Raw genomic sequence first — 22853 nt, 5'->3', positions numbered from 1 at the left:
TCTAAATGATACGTGTTTATAGGGGAAAAGAAGATAAGGTCAGTATATTAAATCTAATAAAAAGTATGGGGATAGAAGAAGAGGTAGGTTCTTTAGATGATATTGTCCTAAATTCTATGCAATTTCTCCTATATGAACAAAATGGAATTGAAGGGTTCTCATATTCATCTGTCTATGCAAATAGTGCTGGAGAGTCTATTGCTCAAATCAGTGTTTATGTAGAACCAGATTCCCGTTTAAAAGGTATTGGTTCTACATTATATAAAGCAATGGAAGAGGTAATTTCTAAAACAAAACCAGATTTTGTGTGTACTTATATGAGAGTCGAATCAGAAAATCCTATTGGCTTTGCTAAGAAAATGGGGTTTGAAAAATGGTGGGGTTCACTTGAATCGGTATACAAGGGAGGAACTTTTCCTAAAGCAGACATTGAGTTGATTAAATATGAAGATAGATTTTTTGACCAGTTTGTAAAAATGGTACAGGAATGTTATTACGAGTTGCACGAAAAGAATGGTATTAAACCTTACCTTGCTCCAGAAGACGGTGTAAAAAAATACAAATTAAACAATAAAAATAATGTATATTTAGTGTTAGAAAATGAACAAATTGTTGCATCAGTTACTACTGGAGAAGGGATATTAGATAATTTAATGGTTGTTCCAAGTTACCAAGGAAATGGATATGGACGTAAGGCTTTACAATTCGGTATGAACGAGATGTTAGAAGAAGGATACGAAGAAATCCGAATATGTTTTCTAGAGGGAAATGAAAGTGCTGAGAGGTTGTACACCTCTTTAGGCTTTAAGCCGCTTCATAATACACAGGTTTATCGAAAGTTCTTGTAAATTAAACACTCATTATTCCACAATCGGGAGCTTTAAGGGAACTCAATAATAGGAGTTCCCTTTCTTTATCTCAAAAAATAACAACATTGTTTAACATAGCTTGTTGTATAGAAAAATCCATATTGATCTTTCAACAGCCCAGTTATGACTATGAAGGAGAAAAGAAGACTTCTACTCATTTTCTCCTTTTGTTTTCACACGGCATGGGGCAAAAAAAGGCCCTGCCCACATTTATGCATGGTCGGATCCTCTCTCCCATCTAAAAAACAATGGTTTTGTCAATTTATATAAAAGTAAGTATTGTTTTACCTTTCTTCTTAGAAGTGCTATATTTAAAAATGTTACTTATTTTTTGTACGTAGTGATTTTATATCATGTTGTTTGATTATGAAAAAAAAGGATACACTAATGACGAACATTTTCATTGAAAAATTGTTCAAGATTGCATACAATCAATATAGTTTTTAAATTCCTATCAGAATACTTGGAGGACTAATATCATGAAGAAATTATTTTCAGTGCTTGCAGTAGCTACACTAGCAGTCGGTATTGTGGCGGGCTGTGGCAAAGAAGAGAAAAAAGATACAGCTACTAGTCAAGATGCATTGCAACAAATTAAAAAAAGCGGTGAATTCGTTGTTGGTACAGAAGGTACATACCCACCGTTTACATTCCACGATGGAAGTGGAAAATTAACTGGATTTGACGTTGAGTTAACAGAAGAAGTTGCAAAACGTCTCGGTGTGAAACCAGTATTTAAAGAAACACAATGGGATAGCTTGCTTGCAGGGCTTGATGCAAAACGTTTCGATATGGTTGCGAATGAAGTCGGAATTCGTGAAGATCGTCAAAAGAAGTATGATTTCTCTAAACCGTATATTTCTTCTTCAGCAGCACTTGTCGTTGCAAAGGATAAAGATAAACCTGCTTCATTTACAGATGTAAAAGGATTAACAGCAGCACAGTCTTTAACAAGTAACTATGCGGATCTTGCAAAGAAAAATGGTGCGAAGATTCAAGGTGTAGAAGGCTTTAGTCAAGCAGTAGAACTACTTAATACAGGTCGCGTTGATTTCACAATCAATGATAAATTATCAGTGTTAAACTATTTACAAACGAAAAAAGATGCAAATATTAAAATTGCAGCAACAGAAAAAGAAGCGTCACAAAGTGGGTTCTTATTCCGTAAAGGTAGCGATAAGCTTGTACAAGAAGTAGATAAAGCGTTAGAAGATATGAAAAAAGATGGTACGTATGACAAAATAACGAAAAAATGGTTCGGTGAAAATGTATCTAAGTAATGCATTGATTACAGATCGATTGTCTACATGGATAGATATTATGCAAGCATCCTTCATGCCTATGCTAGAGGGTGCTCTTTTCACGACAATCCCATTAACGATTATCACATTTGTGATCGGTATTATTTTGGCGATATTTACGGCTTTAGCACGTATTTCAAGTAGCCGCCTACTACAATGGATTGCTCGTATCTATGTATCTATTATTCGCGGAACACCACTTCTTGTACAATTGTTTATTATTTTCTATGGACTTCCAACTCTTAACATTGAGATTGATCCATATCCAGCAGCTATTATTGGTTTTTCATTAAATGTTGGTGCATATGCATCTGAAATTATTCGTGCTTCTATTTTGTCTATTCCAAAAGGACAATGGGAAGCAGCATATACAATTGGGATGACATATCCACAGGCGCTAAAACGCATTATTTTACCACAAGCGACACGTGTATCGATTCCACCGCTTTCGAATACGTTTATTAGCTTAGTGAAGGATACTTCATTAGCATCATTAATTTTAGTAACAGAGCTGTTTCGAAAAGCACAGGAAATTGCAGCAATGAACTATGAATTTTTAATTGTTTATTTTGAAGCAGGTCTTATTTATTGGGCGATTTGTTTCTTATTATCTATCGTGCAACAAATATTAGAAAAACGTTCAGAGCGTTATACGCTTAAATAATAATCCTTTTATAAAAGGAGTTTTTGTTTTTATGATTTCAATTCAACATTTACAAAAGAGTTTCGGTGATAACACGGTACTAAAGCATATTGATTTATCAGTGGAGAAAGGTGAAGTTGTTGTCATTATTGGGCCATCTGGATCTGGTAAGACAACATTTTTACGTTGCCTGAATGTATTAGAAATACCAAATGCAGGTATTGTTCGCATTGGTGACAAAGAGCTGGATTTCTCTAAAAAAGTAACGAAGAAAGATATTGTAAATCTTCGTACACAAACAGGTATGGTGTTCCAGCATCATAATTTATTTCCTCATTTAACAGCAATCCAAAATGTAATGGAAGGGCTTGTTACAGTGAAAAAAGTAGGGAAAGAAGAAGCGAAGAAAAAAGCGACATATTTCCTTGAGAAGGTTGGACTTGGTGACAAAATGGAGTTATATCCATTCCAACTATCTGGTGGCCAGCAACAACGCGTTGGAATTGCTCGTGCGCTTGCGATGGAACCAGAAGTTTTATTATTTGATGAACCAACGTCAGCGTTAGACCCAGAACTTGTACAAGAGGTCCTAAAGGTAATGAAGGAACTTGCACAAGAAGGAATGACGATGGTGATTGTAACGCACGAAATGCGCTTTGCTCATCAAATTGCGAATCGTGTTATCTTTATGGATGGCGGCGTTGTTGTGGAACAAGGTACACCAGAAGAAGTATTTACAGATCCAAAAGAAGAACGAACGAAGCGATTTTTACAAATGCTAGGGTAGAAAGAAAGGTCTCAAGCGAATGCTTGAGACCTTTTTTGCCATATATATTTATTTTTGGTATCCGCCAAGGCTTTGCTCAGCCATTGCTACTAAACGTTTTGTAATTTCGCCACCAACAGAACCGTTTGCACGAGCTGTAGAATCTGCTCCTAATTGTACACCAAATTCTTGAGCGATTTCATATTTCATTTGATCGATTGCAGCTGTTGCGCCTGGTACTACTAATGGATTGTTTTGGTTTGCCATAGGAATGTATCCTCCTTAAAGTATAGAAATTTTTTTGGTTGGATTAGCTGGAGTTGAACCAGATTATCGCCTCGTTTGGCGCTAATCCATCGTTTGAAGTGAATGTACTCATAGTATGGATGTTACGTAGAAAGATATGCGAGTTAATAATTTGTAAATTTTGTAAAAATATATACCGATTTTAATTTTTCAGCATATAAGTTACAGCTATGGATAACGAAAGGTGACCTGCACTCTTTTTCTCTCTGTGTTTTCACTTGGCATGGGGCAGGAAAAGGATCTGAATGCTTCTATGCATGGCCGGATGCTCCCTCCCACCTAAAAAGAAGGAGTTTATTTCGTTTTTTTAATTTGTATTTTTCTAAAAGAAGGTCACACTAATTGTAAATATGAAACCTCTATGATTGGAGGAGTTATAAATGGGAATATGTCCACTTTGCAATGCACTGGAAGCTCAAATATATTCTTGTCAAAGTTGCCTGAATGTACTCCAAGATTATGGGAAAGTTGTAGATTATACAGATGCTTATAGCGCATATATGGATCAAGATTTATTAATAGAGGTAGACGGTTTAACAGGAGAGAATTCTCAGCAATATTGTGTTCATGTTTTCTATTGCGGGACGTGTGGTACACAAACTGAATTAACGGTGAAACTGGTGTATTGAACTACCCTCACCTACCTCTACAAGAGCTTGAGGTGGGGGATTCTCCTGTCTCTATCCTCACAAAACAGTTCCTCTCGTTCAACAAAGAGGATACAACGATATAGAGTTCGGTAGTGTCTGTATGTAAGACGACCCATTCTATCTTCCGACGAAAGGCAAACAAAATAGGTACAACTACTTTGTTCTTATATCGAGGATAGAACACTTTGTCATGCATCCAGTTCCTAGACTTGTTATCTGCTCTGGTAATAAGCGTAAAAATCTGGGACAAAGTGCTCTTTTTTATCATGCAAATCGTTTTGCTAGTTTTTTCTTTTCATTTTCAAACAAGTGTAACCGTTCGATTTGTAAGACTTCTTTCGGTTGATCTACATCGTATAGCTGATAGAAATGATGCGTGCGAATATCCAATCGATTGTTTAATTGATGCCAATGGCTCCAGTGATGTGCGTCTTTCTTTGGAATATAAGGCTGAAGCACCCCAGGTACTTTTTCTTTATACCCTAACCCTCGGCGACCAATCGTAAAAGCCGCAGATTGATGAATAGAGATGCCGAATTTGCGCATGTATTTCATCTTTCCGGAGATTGAAGTGTAAGCGGGATTCACTTGAAAGACAGCCACGCCCCTTTTATCTGCACGATTCAGAATTGCACTTGTCATCTTCTCATAAGCAAACATACTCCTCATTCGATTCGCATGTTTATTTCCATATCGATTCCCTGTTTTCGATTGGGTTGTATCTAACTTCTCGATGACAATCGGCTTGTTATACCGCTCCGCTAAGTCCACTAAGCGAATCGCTTCCACTTCGATGATCTTTGTGATTTGTCCTGTGGATTTACCCATGATAGAAAAAACAAGGGCACCACTTCCTTTGTAATTTCCATCCTTCGTTACATTTGCCCAAGCAAAATGCTCAAGATTACAATCTACACCGATGACACCATCTGATGTACTGTAATTCGTATGAGGGTTTTCCGGTACATCGACTAAGCATTTCACAATATAATACTCACCATGGTCTTCCACAGCCCACGCAATCGGTTTGCCATGCTTTTTCTTATTCTTACACTGTAATTGGGTTGTGATTACTTTCTCAATGACTTCTTGTCCATACGGGAACGTAACAGCTGGAAACATCAGTGTTTTTCCGGAACTTGTCGTCATCCATAATCCCTTTGTCTCAGGCACATACTGAAACACAAAATTCCCATGTTTGGCATCTTTACGGCCAGATAGAATGAGTTGTTTATTTCGAGCACGGGAAAAGAATGTTTTCCATTTGTCATGGTTACGTACAAACTCGCGGGTGGTAAATTGAGAGCGAAATAGTTTTTTGCTTCCAAATACCGCGCTTGGAATATGCGTTTTATATGATGTAAGTTTCTGATTTAAACGGTATTGCCTATGGGTTAAAAGGCCGATTGTCGCCTGAATCCTTTTCATTTGAACATCCAAGTATTGGTGCTCAAACAGATATTCATTCAGCCAAATCAATGTGTCTTTTTTACGAGATAAGGAGATGAGGTTGTTGTGCTTCGCCAAGCGGGTGTTTTTCGGAAACGTCAGCTTTCCTTTCACACAACTTTGTTTGATTTTACGAAGATTTGTCAGTTTTGTCCGTTCTTGTTTCAACTTTTTCTTGAGCTTCTTGATTTTCTCTTGTATTTGTTTCTCATATAGCTTTTGTAACTCCATTAAACCTGTAAACAACGCCTTCGCTTCTTGCGCCGCACTGTTTGCATAATAATCATTCAATTGATAGTTCCGCTTGAGAACGAGATGAAGACTGTCTGTATATATCTTACGGTTCCAACGTTTTTCCCGAACAATCATTTGAAACGCAAAGCGCTTCGCCTGATTAAATGTTTCGATTGTCTCTGCCAATGCATCTACCATTTCATGCGGTACATCTATCTTATAGATCCGTTTCGAAAAATACGCTTTCTTCACCTGTTCTCACCTCATTTTATTTGATAAGATCATTATACACCAAAACAAACGTATGTTCTATTGAAAAAGAGACATTTTCTTTAAAAAAGACAAAACTGATTCATCCCCCACCTGCACTTCATTTAGAGGAGGGGGTCTTCTCGGTCAAAATGATAAAAAAACTTCCACCTATTATAGGGTGGAAGTTTTATCTTCTGGTAATAGCCTTTTCGGACGAGAAAGATGATGTTCTGTTAAATGCATGGCGTACTCGTAAAATAGCTGTCTCGTCAGTTCACTATATTCTTGTAATGTTTCGGATTGAAATATAGTTCTTCCAGGTTTGGAATTGGCTTCAAATAGCCAAATCTTCTCATCTTTATCTAAACCTAAATCAAAACCAATTTCTCCAATATTTCCTTCCGTTTGCTGATCTAAAATAGAACTTAGTTGCAAGGCTGCATCTGTCAATTTATTCGTGATTCGAACACGCTCCGTTGCATCAGAAAAAATATCTTGGAGTAGTTTTACTTCTCCGCCGCTATTTATATGAGTTGTCATACTGCCTTTCCCGGCGATTTTTGCAACGATGGCACTGACTCTCCAATTCCCAAAACGATTTTTATTTGTATGAATGCGAAAGTCTACTGGCTGCCCACCTATACGTAATAATACAATTCCTTGTTGAACAATAAATGTTTTTAAATCATGGCCTTGCATAACATGATTGATAAGTGTTTCTAAAGAGTGATACTTTCGTAATTTATTCTGCCCTGCCTCACGGTAACGACAATAATAACTGTTTTCTGAAGTGGAATAAAGAATTTGATAAATATTTCGTCCAAGACTACCATGCACAGGTTTCATATAAATGTGTTTATATGATGATAAGAAATTCTCTACTTGCTCGAAGTGCTGAAATGTTTCTGTTTGAGGTAACAGAGAAGCGACTGTTTTTTCATTTGTAAGCAGCTGGTGTATATTCCATTTGTTAAAAAAACCTGGGTTAAACCATGGAATGGTGTACTTCGTTTGTAATCGTTTTTTTGTTCTGAGAATAGGTTTGTAAAGTTCTGCTTCTCGATTAGGTAGCCGATCATAAATAACGTTTGGAAAAGGAACTTTACATTGTATCCAGTTTTCCTCTTTAAAAAAGTATCCATCAATTGTTTCCTCATCCCAGTTCATATGTTGTGCACCAAATAAGAAAACAAATGGATGTAAAGAGTGGGGTGGGGTCAGTAACTCCTTGAAACTGATGGAACGATTGCCAATTGGATTAGTAGCTGATTCTGTAAAACCTGTTGTGAAAATACCGATCAATGGCCCAAATACAAGTGTTTGATTTTGAATGAAAGCATGCACGGTAGTTGGAAATGGAAGATAAAGTTCTTTCGCAATTTGTTCGCCAATTATAATTTCGTGAGCATAAGTATAATGAATTTCAATATTTTCACATGTCGTATTTCGTGTGCCGAAGGAAAGAAATGTAAGGGGAGAAGTACTAGAAAATATATAGGGCAATGTTAGCGATCTTGGATGATCGATAGAAATTTGTAATGTGTAAATATGATCTTTCAATGTAATAGTCACTCCTTTTTCAGTTACGGTGTAAATCGATTAAACCGTAATGGGCCGCGGGAAGCTTCTTCGGCCAGTGAATAATCATGCTGTTTTCGCATTCGCATATATAATTCTAAGTGCTCTATTTTATCCATTATGTAAAAAGAGAAGAGAGAACTGCTCAATTGTTTTTTATTTCTATTGTGCAATTGCGCGAATGGCTTCAGTACATTGCAAACATGCTCCCATATCATTATACTGTTGTCCGTATAACGATATTCTATTTTTGGATGATCTATGTTTTAGGGCGAGAGAAGCCAAATTGAAAGACATTCTTTTTTAGAGGTAAGAGAGGATCTGATCAAGCATAGAAGCGGTCAGGTCCTTTTTTAGCCCCACGTCACGTGAAACCAAAAGGAGAAAATAAGTGGAGATTACGTTTTGTTTTCATAGCAGTGACTGATGTATGGAAAGATCGAAATGGATTTATGTACATACAAATGGAAAAACCTTTTTTTTAGAGGGGAGGGAGCATCCGTCCATGGATAGAAGCGATCGGATTCTTTTTCGGTCCCATGCCAAGTGAAAACGAGTGGAGGTCATCTTTTGTTCGTCATGACAGTGATTAGATTTTTGAAAAATTCCTGGTAGTAAGTTCGCGTCTTAAGCCATGAGAAATCGCAAAAGGTAGCTGATGGATGGAGAAAGTCAGTGTATCTCAAGATAAATGGCTGGTTGTGTATTGTTTTTGTAACAGGTTGTAGTAAGATATATATATTTGGAGAAATGGAAGGCTGGTATTGTGTAATGAATATGTGGTTAAATATGTTAACAACGACAGGGTTAGGAGCAATAATTGGTGGGTATACGAATCATTTAGCGATAAAAATGTTATTTCGCCCGCATCGCCCTATTTATATTGGAAAGTTTCGAGTACCTTTTACGCCCGGATTGATTCCGAAGCGTCGTGATGAACTTGCTGTTCAATTAGGGAAAATGGTTGTGGATCATTTGTTAACACCAGAAGGAATCGGGAAGAAATTAACAGATGAAAACTTTCAGCAAGAGCTTATTCAGTGGGGACAAGTAGAGATAGATAAAATTTTGGTGAATGAGCAATCATTACGAGAGGTTTTAGAAAAATGGGGCTTGGAGCATGTGGAAGGGAAGACCATCCAAAAAATTGAAAGTATGATTGTGGAAAAAATTGAGACGTTTTTATCACAATATTATACATATACGTGGGAACAAGCTTTGCCTAGTTCTGTTCATGAAAAAGTGGAGCAAATGATTCCGAATGTAGCATCATTTATTTTAGAAAGAGGTAAAAGCTTTTTTGAAAGTGAAGAGGGAAAAGAGCGGCTTGCCAAAATGATTGATGACTTTTTTGCTTCGCGAGGTACATTATTAAATTTAGTAGGTATGTTTTTAGGGAATGTAAGTTTAGTGGATCGTCTGCAGCCAGAAGTGATTAAGTTTTTAGGACAAGAAGGAACGAAGCAGCTTTTAAGTGATGTACTGCAAAAAGAGTGGGAGAAATTAAAGGGAAGAGAAGTGAAGGAACTAGATTCCTTTATAGAGAAAGAAACGATTGTAAAGTCAATCCTATCAACAGTTAAAATAGAGGAAACTGTAAGAGGATTTTTCAATCAGTCTGTTCAAAAAGTGTGTGAACCAGTTCGGGAAAAAGTTGTACAAACAATGATTCCAAGTTTAGTGAAAAAAGGTTTAGCATGGGGGATAAACAATACCGAACAGATTTTGAAAAACTTACGTCTTGCTGAAATCGTACAACAAGAAGTATCTACATTCTCAACAGAGAGATTAGAAGATCTTGTGTTATCAATTACGAAGAGTGAATTGAAGATGATTACATATTTAGGAGCGTTGTTAGGGGGGACAATAGGTTTGATTCAAGGTATAGTGTTGCTTTTTCTAATGTAACGCTTTGTCTATATAAATCCATGTTGCTTTTTCAACATACAAATCACTGTGATATGAACCATAAGTTTGCCGGAACGGCAAGCTTATGGTTCTTTTTGTTTATGGCAAACTTATGCTTCCGGTAATTTTGATGTTTTTGAATTAAAGCTAAGAAGGAATTCTTCAACCTGGGTACCAAAAATCACCCTTTATGAGCTCATAAAAGATTTTTAAGTACTTTTAATTGTGGATTTAAAACAAAGTTAAACCGTTTATATGTGGATTTTTGATAATGTAGGATTTTTTTCTTATTAAGCAAACGGGCCATTTAATTGAGTAAGTCTTATTAAACGAACGGTGGCAGGATAATGAATTTCATGGAGTAAAATAAGAAATTAGAGTAGAGAATTATTTAGAAAAGAACAAGGGATATGCCTTTGTTAAAATAACAGATTTATTTTTAGTAAAGAAAAATTAAGCTTGAAATAAAGATAGGTTTAAAAAAACGGTATGGACATGGCCAGCCGTTTTTTTGGGGGATTTATAAAACTTTTCAATGGAGTGCGTCGTCTAATAAATTGGAAGGAGGAACTGATGTGGATGAATTAACAGCAGAGGTGTTTGAAATAGAAGATAAGGAGGACCTTATAGATGAGATAATGAACAAGTATGGACAGGAAATCTTACAGCTTGTTTATTCATATGTGAATAATAAAGAGGTTGCTGAGGACTTAACGCAAGATATATTTGTTAAATGTTATAAGTCCCTTCATACATACAAAGGGAAATCAAATTTAAAAACATGGTTGTGGAGAATTGCCATTAATCATTGTAAGGACTATATAAAAAGTTGGTATAACAAAAAGGTAATCGTTACAGAGGATGAATCTACGTATATTGAGATTCAAAAAGAAAGTGTTGAACAAACTGTTATTCAAAATGCTGAGGACCGTAGGCTGGCTTCTGCAGTAATGAATTTACCAATAAAATATCGAGAAGTGATTTATCTCTTTTATTTTGAAGAATTGCCAATCAAAGATATTGCTATGGTAATAGAAGTGAAGGAAAACACTATAAAAACAAGACTTAAAAGAGCCAAGGAACTCTTGAAGAAAGGATTGGAGGAATAATCAAATGGAAGATCGATTAAAAGGGCTACGAAAATCAATGGAGAATACAACCTTTAAACATTTGAGTTTTTCTGATCAGCATCGAAAGCAGGTACACGAAAAAATCAATAAATCATACGAAAATGAAGAAGATATCTTTTTAGCAGTTTTACAACTTCTCATTAATGAAAAAACAGGATACGAATTGGCACAGCTATTGCGGGGGAGAGGGATTCAAAAATTCGAAGGCAATGAAGGTTTTTTATACACCTTATTACATCGTCTAGAACAGAATCGTTTTATCCAATCAAGTTGGGATCATTCAGGAGCTAAATATTATCAATTAAATGATAAGGGAAGAAAGATACTAAGAAAGGCAGAAAAAAATTCTGCAAAGGCAAGATTTATATTAAAAGAATTAGTACAGGGGTGAGACAAAATTGAACAAAAAAGGGGATCATTTTTTAAAAGAAGTCACCAATCATATTAAATCAAAAGAAGCAAAGAATCTTGTGGCAACTGAATTGGATTTTCACTTGAAGAAGGCTAAGAACATGTGGATAGAGAAAGGGCTAAGTGAGGAAATTGCTGAAGACAAAGCTGTTGAACAAATGGGAAGTCCAATCAAACTTGGTCAAGAACTTAACAAACTTCATAAGCCAAAGGTTGATTGGTTCATTATTATTTTATTGGTGACTGCTATGGGGCTAGGTTTCTTGCCAGCAGTAGCTCTTGGATATACGAATCATTTTCTAATCAATAAGGTGATATTTGTTATTCTCGGTGTTGCGGCAGCTTTTGGGATGATGCTGATTGATTATCGAAAATTAGAGAGACTGGGATGGCTGTTTTACACAATAGGAGTACTCATCCTGTTAATGATAGGCTATTTTCCAAACGCTTCAATTAATGGAGAACTGTTAATAAAAATTGGTCCCATTGCAATTGGATGTTTAATGGCAGTGCCGTTCTTTTTTCTAGCTTGGGCTTCCTTTTTCAATAACAATAGGTTAAAGGTTATACATCTTGTGATATTGTATCTATTTTCTTTGTATCTATTCTTAACTACATCAATTCTTTCAACAATTTTTATCTATATCATGATGGTATTCGTTATGCTTTGGTGGAGTAAGTTAGGAAAGAAACAGGCATTGATCATTACAGTTGTACCAATTTGTTTATTTATTATCGGTGGTTTATTTTTCTGGTCTTCAGTAAAAGAACGCTATTCGGCTAGGATTTTAGGGTATTTAAACCCAGAGCACGACGCAGGTGGTCCAGGGTATATGTATTTACGTTTAAAAGAGTTAATGTCGTCAGCAGGGTGGTTTGGTACATCTAGAAATATAGAGTTCCTCCCTGCTGCACATACTGATTTTGTGTTTGCAAGTTTGACTTACTATTATGGGTATTTGCTTGCACTGATCCTTGTTTTGATTCTTTCTCTTTTTGTAGCGAGGATAATAGTCATATCTTATAAAATAAATGATCGTTATGGGAAATTGCTTCTTGTTGGTGGAATGACTCTTTTTGTAGTCCAGTTCATTTATAACGTTGGAATGATCATAGGCTTATTACCGATCACTTCTATATCCTTGCCTTTTATTAGCTATGGATTGATGCCAACTCTGTTTAATGCGTTTTTAATAGGTATCGTGTTAAGTGTGTATCGACGTAAAAATTTGATATCAAGTAGTTTCATTTAGAATTGAATCTAAAATTTCTTTAAATTAATTTAACAAAGAAACTTTACATTGACATGGGTATTTAACTTATTCCAGAATAGGGCGCTTTAATGGAAGAAGGATCACAGAAATGAACAGACTTTTTTATAAAAGAATGATTCAATTAAATAAATTAAGAGCGTGTTTTGAAGAATTTTTTTTCAAAACACGCTCTTTCTTTTTGCTCGTTTATCAAGATTATTAGTATCAATTTGACCAAACATTATTCCAAAGCTGCATTAATAAAACACACAGCAAGCTTATGGGTTAATAATTAACTCACGGCAAAGTTATGCTTCCATTTTCTTTGGACAATTAGTTAAATATCTTCTAAAATAAGCGATTTCCGGCAAGTTTATGCTTCCAACTGTGGCAAACTTATGAGTAAAGTGACAATCACGGCCATGAAAACAACAGGAGACATCCACTTATGTTCTCCTGTTGTTTTCACATAGCATGGGGCCGACCGCTTTTATGCATGAACGGACGCCCTCACTCCTAAAAAGAAAGGTTTTCAATCGGTTTTTCAATTTGTACTTATATCCACCTTCACTTCGTTTAGAGGAGGGGGCCTTCTCGGTTAAAGTGATAAATAAAGTGAAATTTCTTCACATCTCGTTCATAGTTTGTTATTGTAAGAAGGTGCGTATCAAAAGGTACTCAAAGGGCGAGGACAATAGACCAAGCCCGTTAAAGGAGGAAAAATACAATGACAAAAAACATTCATGATGTTGCATATGAATTACAAAAAGCAATTGCAGAAAATACAGATTTCCAAGCTTTAAAAGCAAGTTATGCAGAAGTACAAGGGGATGCGGCATCAAAACAACTGTTTGATCAATTCCGTACAATGCAAATGGGCTTACAACAAAAGATGATGCAAGGACAAGAAATTACAGAAGAAGATAACCAAAAAGCACAAGAAGTTGTAGCGCTTATTCAACAAGATCCAAAAATCGTAAAGTTAATGGAAGCAGAGCAACGCTTAAATGTTGTAATCGGCGATATTAACAAAATTATTATGAAGCCACTTGAAGAATTATATACTGCATATCAAGCTTAATGAGAAAGGCGTTTCCTGAGAGGGAAGCGTCTTTTTTTATGGAGTTCGCAGAAGTTCCTTTTCTCAATCAATTGTATAAAAGGAAAGTTTTACAGGGAATAAAGTAAAGATAGGGTAAGGAATATTTGTTGAGAAAACCTTTAAAAATATGTGATACAAATGGAAAAATTTATAAAAAATATTATTTTGATATATTAAGATGCACGTAAGGGTTTTCATTTTTTATTGTCAAAATAATTTCGAATTCATATTGTTGGAAAAGTAATACATTTATAATATAATAATCAACAAGATATATTACACTACATTAATTAATCAGGTGTAATATATGGGTGGTTTACATAATAACTAGCTTTATTGTACACGATTTTGACATAAAGGGATGATTAGTTTGAGTACAGAAGTAAAAGCAAACAACGTGAAAACAACAACAAAAGGAGCCGATCTTGTTGTCGATTGTTTAATCGAACAAGGAGTTACACATGTTTTCGGTATTCCAGGTGCAAAAATTGATTCTGTGTTTGATGTGTTGCAAGAGCGTGGACCTGAGTTAATCGTTTGTCGTCATGAACAAAACGCAGCATTTATGGCAGCGGCTGTTGGGAGATTGACAGGGAAACCAGGTGTATGTCTTGTTACATCGGGGCCAGGGACATCAAATTTAGCGACAGGTCTTGTTACTGCTACGGCAGAGAGTGATCCCGTTGTTGCTTTAGCGGGTGCAGTGCCGCGTACAGATCGCTTAAAACGTACGCATCAATCTATGGATAATGCTGCACTATTCGAACCAATCACAAAATATAGCGTAGAAGTAGAGCATCCTGATAATGTGCCAGAAGCACTTACAAATGCATTCCGCAGTGCAACTTCTACTCATCCGGGAGCAACGCTTGTTAGTCTGCCACAAGATGTTATGACTGCTGAAACGTCTGTGTCATCTATTGGCACGCTTTCTCAGCCGCAACTTGGTATCGCTCCCACACATAAAATTGCAGCAGTTGTAGAACAAATTAAATCTGCAAAATTACCAGTTATTTTACTTGGTATGAGAGCGAGCACAAATGAAGTAACGAAAGCAGTTCGTGAGTTAATTGCTGATACACAATTGCCGGTTGTTGAAACGTATCAAGCAGCTGGAGCAATTTCACGTGAATTAGAAGATCATTTCTTTGGACGCGTTGGGTTATTCCGTAATCAACCAGGCGATATTTTATTAGAAGAGGCTGATCTTGTTCTATCTATCGGTTATGACCCAATTGAGTATGATCCGAAGTTTTGGAATAAGTTAGGGGACAGAATGATTATTCATCTTGACGATCATCAAGCTGATATTGATCATGACTATCAACCAAATTGCGAATTAATTGGTGATATTGCATTAACGGTAGATAGCATTGCAGAGCAATTACCAAGACTTATCTTGTCAACAAAATCAGAAGCTATTTTAGATCAATTACGTGCGAAATTATCAGAGCAAGCCGAAGTGCCAGTTCGCGATTCACAAGGGCTTACACATCCACTGCAAGTCATTCGTACACTTCGTTCGTTAATTGATGATGAAACAACTGTTGCATGTGACATCGGTTCACATTACATTTGGATGGCGAGATGCTTCCGTTCTTATGAGCCACGCCGTTTATTGTTTAGTAACGGTATGCAAACGTTAGGTGTTGCACTTCCTTGGGCAATTGCAGCGACATTGGTGGAACCAGGTAAAAAAGTTGTTTCTGTTTCTGGAGATGGTGGTTTCTTATTCTCTGCAATGGAATTAGAAACGGCAGTACGCTTGAATTCTCCAATTGTACATCTTGTTTGGAGAGATGGTACATATGATATGGTTGCCTTCCAACAAATGATGAAATACGGCAGAACATCAGCGACAGAATTTGGTGATGTTGATATTGTAAAATATGCAGAAAGCTTCGGTGCTACTGGACTTCGAGTAAATTCTCCAGAAGAGTTAGAAGATGTGTTGAAAGAAGCAATGAAAGCAGAAGGCCCTGTTATTGTTGATATTCCAATTGATTACCGCGATAACATTAAATTAAGTGAAAAATTACTACCAAACCAATTGAACTAATGGTAAAGGAGTAGAATAGACATGAGTATTGCACAATTATTAAATATTGATGCGAAAAAGATGAAAACGAATAATGAGGTATATCAAACATCAACAATGCTAGCTTTATTGGATGGTATATATGATGGCATTATCAACTTTGATAAATTAAAAGAGCACGGCGATTTTGGCATCGGTACGTTTGATCAATTAGATGGTGAAATGATTGCTTTTGATGGGGAATTTTATCATTTGCGTTCCGACGGTTCTGCAGAAATGGTAGCACCGGAAGAAACAACACCGTTTGCCACTGTAACATTTTTTGAAAAAGAAATGAGTTATACAATTGATCGTCCAATGAATCGTGAAGAAGTAGAAGCTTTATTACATGAATTAATGCCAAGTAAAAACTTATTTTATGCGATTCGTATGGATGGAACATTCCGTGAAGTAAGAACAAGAACCGTTCCGCGTCAAGAAAAACCATATACACCACTTGTAGAAGTGACAAAATCACAGCCGATTTTTTCTTTCTCTCATACGAAAGGAACAATGGCAGGATTTTGGACACCAGATTATGCGCAAGGTATTGGAGTAGCCGGTTTCCATCTACATTATATTGATGATGAACGAAGCGGAGGCGGACATGTTTTTGATTTTACTGTAGAAAACTGTACGATCGAAATTTGTCAAAAAGCACATATGCATTTAGCACTTCCAGAAACAGCTGATTTTATGGCAGCTGATTTATCTAGAGAAAATCTTGAAAATGATATTGCGACTGCGGAAGGTGCGGAGTAAAAAAGAAGCCGATTTGGCTTCTTTTTCATTTAGAGACAAATGGATGGTTCTTAAAATAAAAACGCCAAGGATAATGAACAGCTTCTTCAGCATAGTCAATATTGATGCGTGGGCCTGTTACAATCTCATATTGAGAAGATAGCTGCTCTGCTTCTGGCACCAATTCAATATATAATTCATCACCTTGTAAGGATAAGCCACGTTCTTCTAAAGTAATGCCAAGTGCGCGGCATAGCTTTCCAGGTCCGTTCGTTAAATTTTTGTATTGTGATTTCGTAAGATCTGTTTTACCGTAACGTGCCATTTTTATGTCTTCTATTCCATCGGCTGGCTCTAATGCCCGAATAAGAACGCCTTGCGGGGTACCAACTGGAGCTGTAATGACATTAAAACAATGATACATACCATAGATGAGATATACATAAGCGTGTCCTGGTGCGCCAAACATAACTTCCGTTCGCTTGGTTCGTCTTCCCCCATAGCTATGTGCAGCTTTATCATCTGGTCCTTTATACGCTTCTATTTCTACAATGAATCCACTTCGTTTTATTCCATCTACTATATGTACAAGTTTATGACCAAGTAAATTTTTAGCAATTTCTAATGTATCACCCTCATAAAAAGAAGGAGGTGCTTTCATATTGGTATCCCCTTTACTGATGATATACGTATATATTAAACCAAATTTGCGTACGAAATTCTAACTCGTTCTAATTAACGAATTTAGTTCATAAATTATGGATAGAGTAAAAGCAGCTAAGAGGAGGAATGCGACGTGATTTATCGCTTGTTGGCTCTTAATATAGATGGGACGCTCCTGCAGAAAAATGGGAAGATACCAAAAGGAACACGAGAAGCTATTGAATTTGTAAAGCGAAAAGGTGTATATGTTACGCTGTTTACAAGTCGGCACTTTCAATCGGCTCATAAAATAGCAAAGTCATTAAAACTAGATTCTATATTAATTACGCATAGCGGTGCTTTTATTTCTGCTTCATTAGATAAGCCGCTTGTTCAAAAACGATTATCAGAAGAAAAAACGTTTAATATCGTGCAAGTGCTCGAACATTTTGAATGTAATGTCCGTATTTCACATGAACGTTTTTCTATCGGTAACCGTGAGCGAAATACACCAAACTTAATTGCACGCACTGTATTATCAAGTTCGGATCCGTTATTTTATCCTGTTCAATTTGTAGATTCATTAGGTGACGCACTGCGTGATCAGCCTGTTGCAGCTCCGAAAATTGATGTTGTCTTTGCAAGTAGAGGAGAAAGAGAACGCGCGCTTAAAACGTTGAAAAAAGCATTTGAAAATGTTGAGTATATAGAATCCGGTGGGGGAAGGGTAGAAATTCTTCCGCTTCATGTATCGAAATTAAGAGGATTACAATTATTAGGAGAACACCTTGGGATCGAATTGAATGAAATGGTGGCAATTGGAGATAGTTTGGAAGATTTAGATGTCATCGCGGGTGTTGGATTAGGAGTTGCAATGGGAGATGCACCTATTCCATTGAAGCAAGCAGCAGATTGGATTACACGTTCCAATAGTGAAAACGGAGTGGAATATATGATTAAGGAACATTTTCGAAAGCAATTTCCACTTCCATTTTTAAAAAATCACTCGCAGGTTCATAAATGGTGACAAGATGACGAAAGAACGCAGCCTGAAAGCTGCGTTTCTTAGTGTTTGTCTTTCCGGGAAAATGAGGAAAAGCTTCTATATTGACCTCTAGTCACCCTTCAAGTAAACTAAAGAGAGTTTACAAATGAAAAGGTGATAAGTGTTGTTAATTTCAATAAAAACGTTACAAGATGATCGTTTTTTACGTCCGCTACAAAATATTAGCGGCTTATTTTTTGAAGAAAGCACGATAGGATTTGAGAAAGAAGATGCGAATCTTATTGTTGAGATAAAGATAGAAGGAAACGTGACAGCTTCAGCACGTTTAACAGACGTTGCAACTGGAAATGTATATGAAGAAACGTTTGAAAAAGATTTATCTTCCTTCACAGTAGAAAAAGAACGTATGAAACAAGTAAAACATGTTGTTTCATATGTGTATCTTTCTGTCTTGCAACAGCTAACTGGAATTGAGCAAAGTTGGGGGATTTTAACAGGAGTACGTCCAACGAAACTTCTTCATAAAATGCTTCAAAATGGCATGTCAAAAGAAGAAGCGCATAAAGAACTTCGTGAAAGCTATTTAATTCATGAAGAAAAAATTGAACTTCTGCAGCGCATCGTGGACTGTCAATTAGCAGTTGTTCCAGATTTATATCGTTTGAAAGAAGAAGTAAGTATTTATATCGGTATTCCGTTCTGTCCGACAAAATGTGCATATTGTACATTCCCGGCGTATGCGATTAATGGACGTCAAGGATCGGTTGATTCTTTCTTAGGAGGCTTACACTACGAAGTTCGTGAAATTGGTAAGTTCCTAAAAGAAAAAGGTGTTAAGGTTACAACGATTTATTACGGAGGCGGTACGCCAACAAGTATTACAGCAGAAGAGATGGACATGTTGTATGAAGAAATGTACCAATCGTTCCCGGATGTGAAAGAAGTACGCGAAGTAACAGTTGAGGCAGGTCGTCCTGATACGATTACGCCAGAAAAACTAGAAGTATTAAATAAATGGAACATCGACCGCATTAGTATTAATCCGCAGTCGTACCATCAAGAAACGTTAAAAGCAATCGGGCGCCATCATACAGTGGAAGAAACGATTGAAAAGTATCATTTAGCACGTCAAATGGGAATGAACAATATCAATATGGACTTAATTATTGGTCTTCCAGGTGAAGGGCTAGATATATTTAAACATACGTTAGATGAAACGGAAAAGTTAATGCCGGAATCATTAACAGTTCACACATTATCATTTAAGCGTGCTTCTGAAATGACGCAAAATAAGCGTAAATATAAAGTGGCAGGTCGTGAAGAAATTACAGCGATGATGCATGAGGCTGAAGAGTGGACGAAAAATCATAACTACGTACCATATTATTTATACCGCCAAAAGAACATTTTAGGTAACTTAGAAAATGTTGGTTATGCGATGCCATCGCAAGAAAGTATTTATAATATCGTGATTATGGAAGAAGTACAGTCTATTATCGGTCTTGGCTGCGGTGCATCAAGTAAATTTGTGCATCCAGAGACAGGGGCAATTACACATTTTGCAAACCCGAAAGATCCGAAATCATATAATGATGGTTATATCAAATATACAGAAGATAAGCTTGAAATTTTAAAAGAGTTATTTTCATAAAGTGAAACTTTAATCCGTGGTGGTTTTTCTCATCCCCCACGGATTATTAGTTGAACCAATCGGGCTTTTACGGGCAGTTTATCTCACACCTAACTTCTTGGCTTCTGCTAAAATTTAAGGTGGGAGTATTACTGCCCGTTAAAGCGGAGTATGAGGCTGGCCTAAAGGTTCGCATATTGCGAGTTTTTAGGTTTCAGTCTCTTTTTTTAATAAAAACCATTCTTTGGATGGGAGAGAGAATCCGTCCATGCATAGATTGCTTTTTTAGCCCCAGGCCAAGTAAAAACAAAGGGAGAAAATGAGTGGAGAACTCCTTTTGTTTTCATAGCAGATACGTGTATGCCTACAAATCAAAATGAATATATATTTGTAAAACGCTGTCGAGAATGATCAGAAAAAGAAGGTAAAAATGTAGAGGAAATGTCTACTTATAGACGAAATGATAGAATTATGAAAGTTAAAAGGGGGCATATTTTGACATGTATATGACGATTGGGAGGATTTTTGATTTAACGGTAGGGAAATATGCAAATAAAGAAGCGTTAGTAGAACCAGAAAAGAACATTCGTTGGACATATAAAGAATGGGATGAACAGATCAATAAAACGGCGCAAGCATTATTAGCAGAAGGTGTGAAAAAAGGAGATACTGTATCTGTTTATTTATATAACTGCCGTGAATTTGTAAACGTTTACCTTGCTTGTGCGAAAATCGGTGCGATTTTCAATCCGATTAATTTCCGTCTAAAAGCAAAAGAAGTAGCTTATATCCTCATGGATGCATCCTCAAAAGTCGTTGTATTTGAAAAAGCCGTTGAACAGACAGTTGCTGCCATTGAACGAGATTTCCCAAATAGTTCTTTTTGGTACATAGAAGATGACGCGCCTTCATACGCTGCTTCTTATCATGAAAAGGTAAATGCAGCTTCATCTGAGGCAGTGGATATTGTCGTTAAGGAAACAGATTATTGTTCGATGCTCTATACAAGTGGTACAACGGGTCATCCAAAAGGGGTGCTACATCGTCATCGTGATATGGCTGAACATAGTATGATTTGCACGTATTTCTTAAAATATAACCGTGATAGTATTGGCCTTGCAGTAGCACCGTTATATCATTGCGGTGAATTAAATGCTGGTATCATACCACGAATTCAAGTGGGTGGGAAAAATATCATTTTACACCACTTTGATACAGAGACGGTTTTACATACAATTCAAAAGGAAAAGATTACAACATTCTTTGCGGCGCCAACGATGTGGAATATGCTGTTACAAGAGGATTTATCACAATATGAATTACGGTCGATGAAAATTGGAGTATATGGCGGAGCTGCGATGGCACCAGCGCTCGTAAAAGAATGTAAAGAGCGTCTGCATATCGATCTTGTTCAAATTTATGGAATGACAGAGATGGGTCCCGTTATTGCATTCTTAGTAGAAGAAGATCAAATTACGAAAGCTGGTTCAGCTGGAACGCCTTGTTTTAGTCATGAAATTCGAATTGTAAAACCGAACGAAGAGGGGCCGGCAGAACCAGATGACGTGTTACCACCTTATGAAGTGGGAGAAATTATTTCACGTGGACCAACTATGATGGCAGGATATCATAATCGTGAAGAAGCAACAGCAAAGTCTATGTATAAAGGATGGTATCACTCAGGTGATTTAGGTTATTTAGATAAAGATGGTTATTTATACGTTGCCGATCGTTTGGATGATATGGTCATTAGCGGCGGGGTAAATATTTATCCGCGTGAAATTGAAGATTTCCTGCATAGTCATCCTGGGATACTAGATGTTGCAGTACTTGGTGAACCAGATGAATTATGGGGTGAACGTGTTGTTGCGGTAGTGGTCAAAAAGGATGAACATATTACGGCGGAAGATTTAGAAAAGTATTGTAAAGAAAGTGATGAATTAGCAGACTATAAACGACCACGCCACTACGTATTTGCAGATGAACTTCCTCGTAATGCGAGTGGGAAATTGCAGAAATTTGTACTTAGAGAGTCATTAAAAGGTGCTAAACAATAAAAAAAATGCCTTTCCAATTTGGAAAGGCATTTTTTTTATTTGCGTGAGAAACCTTCTTCATCAAGGTATTCTGCAGCTTCTGGATAGGAATTGAATGTTCCGTCTAAGTTACTACCTGCGTACACATTCCACATATCGTCTTCTTGGATAAGAGTAAGAATATGGCCGTCTTCATTATGCCATTCTTCTTCTTTAGTAGGTGCAGCCTGTGCGACTACTTCTTCCGGTTCTTGGGATAGAAGTTCAATTGATTTTTGAATTAATGAGCGTAGTTCATCTGCTGAAAATTCACGGATGTTAACCATGCCTTTATCGTCTGTTTTATAACCGTTAATGCCGCTAGCGTATACGAAACCATTCCCATTTGGATGTAAATGATAAACAACGTTCTTTTTGTCTAAGCGACTTTCTTCAAAGTGAAAGTTTACACGTTTTAATGACACGTTCTTTCTTTCTAATTGCGGGAAAGATTCGATAATCGATAATTTTTCTTCAAAAGTTAGCATAGTGCCTCCAAATATATAGTAAAAGATTTAATCCGTTCATTATAGCATAGGGGGATTTTTTTCTAAAGCGTTAGCGAGAAAGGAATGTGAAAAATGAAGACGGTTACTTCACGATACTGTAAAGAGTTTCTTCTAAAAGGCGCTGACGAACGCGCCTTTCTCACGTTACAATGGAACGTGGACATTATCCTGCATGTAACACTTCTACCTCAAAATTTAGCGAAAGCAAGGAAGTTAGTGAGAGAAGAACTGTCAGTAAAAGCCCGATTGGTAAGGGATAATAATCAGTGGGGCTGAAGACCCCCCACTGATTAAAGTTTCATTTTATGTAGAGGTGATTTT

The 22853-nt window shown here is 36.7% G+C and carries 21 protein-coding genes; 16 read left to right on the top strand and 5 right to left on the bottom strand.

Annotation, left to right across the window (positions count from 1 at the left end):
* Positions 1-5: 5 nt before the first annotated feature.
* From JDS96_RS17590 to JDS96_RS17575, 4 genes are all read left to right on the top strand, one after another.
* A complete protein-coding gene (locus JDS96_RS17590) occupies positions 6-848 on the top strand; it encodes a GNAT family N-acetyltransferase (RefSeq protein WP_199667591.1) in 843 nt (280 codons plus the stop codon).
* Between the two features lie 500 nt (positions 849-1348).
* A complete protein-coding gene (locus JDS96_RS17585; protein ID WP_003195492.1) occupies positions 1349-2149 on the top strand; it encodes an amino acid ABC transporter substrate-binding protein in 801 nt (266 codons plus the stop codon).
* Positions 2136-2834 carry an amino acid ABC transporter permease gene (locus tag JDS96_RS17580; RefSeq protein WP_018767653.1) on the top strand — a complete coding sequence of 233 codons (699 nt, stop codon included), beginning with the start codon at positions 2136-2138 and terminating at the stop codon, positions 2832-2834. The genes JDS96_RS17585 and JDS96_RS17580 overlap by 14 nt, the downstream gene beginning before the upstream one ends.
* Before the next feature lie 31 nt (positions 2835-2865).
* Positions 2866-3600: an amino acid ABC transporter ATP-binding protein gene (locus tag JDS96_RS17575; RefSeq protein WP_199667590.1), complete on the top strand. Its 735-nt coding sequence runs from the start codon at positions 2866-2868 to the stop codon at positions 3598-3600.
* A 48-nt stretch (positions 3601-3648) separates the two neighbouring features.
* Here the strand turns inward: JDS96_RS17575 and JDS96_RS17570 are convergent, their stop codons facing one another.
* Positions 3649-3846: an alpha/beta-type small acid-soluble spore protein gene (locus JDS96_RS17570; RefSeq protein WP_003195499.1), complete on the bottom strand. Its 198-nt coding sequence runs from the start codon at positions 3844-3846 to the stop codon at positions 3649-3651.
* A 419-nt stretch (positions 3847-4265) separates the two neighbouring features.
* Here JDS96_RS17570 and JDS96_RS17565 point away from each other — a divergent pair, with 419 nt between their 5' ends.
* The gene (locus JDS96_RS17565) at positions 4266-4514 is read left to right on the top strand and encodes a hypothetical protein (protein ID WP_199667589.1); all 249 of its coding nucleotides are present in this window, start codon (positions 4266-4268) and stop codon (positions 4512-4514) included.
* Positions 4515-4799: 285 nt separating this feature from the next.
* Here the strand turns inward: JDS96_RS17565 and JDS96_RS17560 are convergent, their stop codons facing one another.
* Both JDS96_RS17560 and JDS96_RS17555 read right to left on the bottom strand, forming a co-directional pair.
* Complete coding sequence (locus JDS96_RS17560) at positions 4800-6470, bottom strand: IS200/IS605 family accessory protein TnpB-related protein (RefSeq protein ID WP_199667588.1); 1671 nt, start codon at positions 6468-6470, stop codon at positions 4800-4802.
* Positions 6471-6641: 171 nt separating this feature from the next.
* Positions 6642-8030 (bottom strand): YheC/YheD family endospore coat-associated protein, encoded by a 1389-nt coding sequence (locus JDS96_RS17555; protein ID WP_097786739.1) that lies wholly within the window; start codon positions 8028-8030, stop codon positions 6642-6644.
* A gap of 768 nt (positions 8031-8798) precedes the next feature.
* Between JDS96_RS17555 and JDS96_RS17550 the strand changes: the two genes are divergently transcribed.
* From JDS96_RS17550 to budA, 7 genes are all read left to right on the top strand, one after another.
* Positions 8799-9956 carry a DUF445 domain-containing protein gene (locus JDS96_RS17550; protein ID WP_098715936.1) on the top strand — a complete coding sequence of 386 codons (1158 nt, stop codon included), beginning with the start codon at positions 8799-8801 and terminating at the stop codon, positions 9954-9956.
* Between the two features lie 575 nt (positions 9957-10531).
* On the top strand, positions 10532-11065 hold the full coding sequence (locus tag JDS96_RS17545) for a sigma-70 family RNA polymerase sigma factor (protein WP_097793705.1): 534 nt from the start codon (positions 10532-10534) through the stop codon (positions 11063-11065).
* A gap of 4 nt (positions 11066-11069) precedes the next feature.
* Positions 11070-11477, top strand: coding sequence for a PadR family transcriptional regulator (locus JDS96_RS17540; protein ID WP_199667587.1), 408 nt, complete (start codon positions 11070-11072; stop codon positions 11475-11477).
* A gap of 7 nt (positions 11478-11484) precedes the next feature.
* Positions 11485-12750 carry an FtsW/RodA/SpoVE family cell cycle protein gene (locus JDS96_RS17535; RefSeq protein ID WP_199667586.1) on the top strand — a complete coding sequence of 422 codons (1266 nt, stop codon included), beginning with the start codon at positions 11485-11487 and terminating at the stop codon, positions 12748-12750.
* A 727-nt stretch (positions 12751-13477) separates the two neighbouring features.
* Positions 13478-13831, top strand: a complete 354-nt coding sequence (locus JDS96_RS17530) for a YlbF/YmcA family competence regulator (RefSeq protein WP_006093678.1) — start codon at positions 13478-13480, stop codon at positions 13829-13831.
* A 391-nt stretch (positions 13832-14222) separates the two neighbouring features.
* Complete coding sequence (gene alsS / locus JDS96_RS17525; protein WP_199667585.1) at positions 14223-15911, top strand: acetolactate synthase AlsS; 1689 nt, start codon at positions 14223-14225, stop codon at positions 15909-15911.
* 21 nt (positions 15912-15932) lie between these two features.
* On the top strand, positions 15933-16691 hold the full coding sequence (budA, locus tag JDS96_RS17520) for an acetolactate decarboxylase (RefSeq protein ID WP_199667584.1): 759 nt from the start codon (positions 15933-15935) through the stop codon (positions 16689-16691).
* A 25-nt stretch (positions 16692-16716) separates the two neighbouring features.
* Here budA and JDS96_RS17515 read toward each other — a convergent pair whose 3' ends face one another.
* The gene (locus JDS96_RS17515; RefSeq protein WP_199667583.1) at positions 16717-17331 is read right to left on the bottom strand and encodes a DNA-3-methyladenine glycosylase; all 615 of its coding nucleotides are present in this window, start codon (positions 17329-17331) and stop codon (positions 16717-16719) included.
* Positions 17332-17466: 135 nt separating this feature from the next.
* Here JDS96_RS17515 and JDS96_RS17510 point away from each other — a divergent pair, with 135 nt between their 5' ends.
* From JDS96_RS17510 to JDS96_RS17500, 3 genes are all read left to right on the top strand, one after another.
* On the top strand, positions 17467-18339 hold the full coding sequence (locus JDS96_RS17510) for a Cof-type HAD-IIB family hydrolase (RefSeq protein WP_003195518.1): 873 nt from the start codon (positions 17467-17469) through the stop codon (positions 18337-18339).
* A 139-nt stretch (positions 18340-18478) separates the two neighbouring features.
* Positions 18479-19969, top strand: a complete 1491-nt coding sequence (locus tag JDS96_RS17505) for a coproporphyrinogen III oxidase (protein WP_003195520.1) — start codon at positions 18479-18481, stop codon at positions 19967-19969.
* A 479-nt stretch (positions 19970-20448) separates the two neighbouring features.
* Positions 20449-22005: a fatty acid--CoA ligase gene (locus tag JDS96_RS17500; protein WP_097786743.1), complete on the top strand. Its 1557-nt coding sequence runs from the start codon at positions 20449-20451 to the stop codon at positions 22003-22005.
* Between the two features lie 35 nt (positions 22006-22040).
* On the opposite strand, the gene JDS96_RS17495 is transcribed toward JDS96_RS17500, so the two are convergent.
* Positions 22041-22511, bottom strand: coding sequence for a hypothetical protein (locus JDS96_RS17495; RefSeq protein ID WP_003195524.1), 471 nt, complete (start codon positions 22509-22511; stop codon positions 22041-22043).
* Between the two features lie 93 nt (positions 22512-22604).
* Here JDS96_RS17495 and JDS96_RS17490 point away from each other — a divergent pair, with 93 nt between their 5' ends.
* Positions 22605-22808: a hypothetical protein gene (locus JDS96_RS17490; protein WP_097786744.1), complete on the top strand. Its 204-nt coding sequence runs from the start codon at positions 22605-22607 to the stop codon at positions 22806-22808.
* The last annotated feature ends 45 nt before the right edge of the window (positions 22809-22853 follow it).

This window comes from Bacillus cereus group sp. N21 (assembly GCF_016483395.1).
Classification (GTDB): domain Bacteria; phylum Bacillota; class Bacilli; order Bacillales; family Bacillaceae_G; genus Bacillus_A; species Bacillus_A pseudomycoides.
This window is presented reverse-complemented; position numbering and strand designations above follow the sequence as displayed.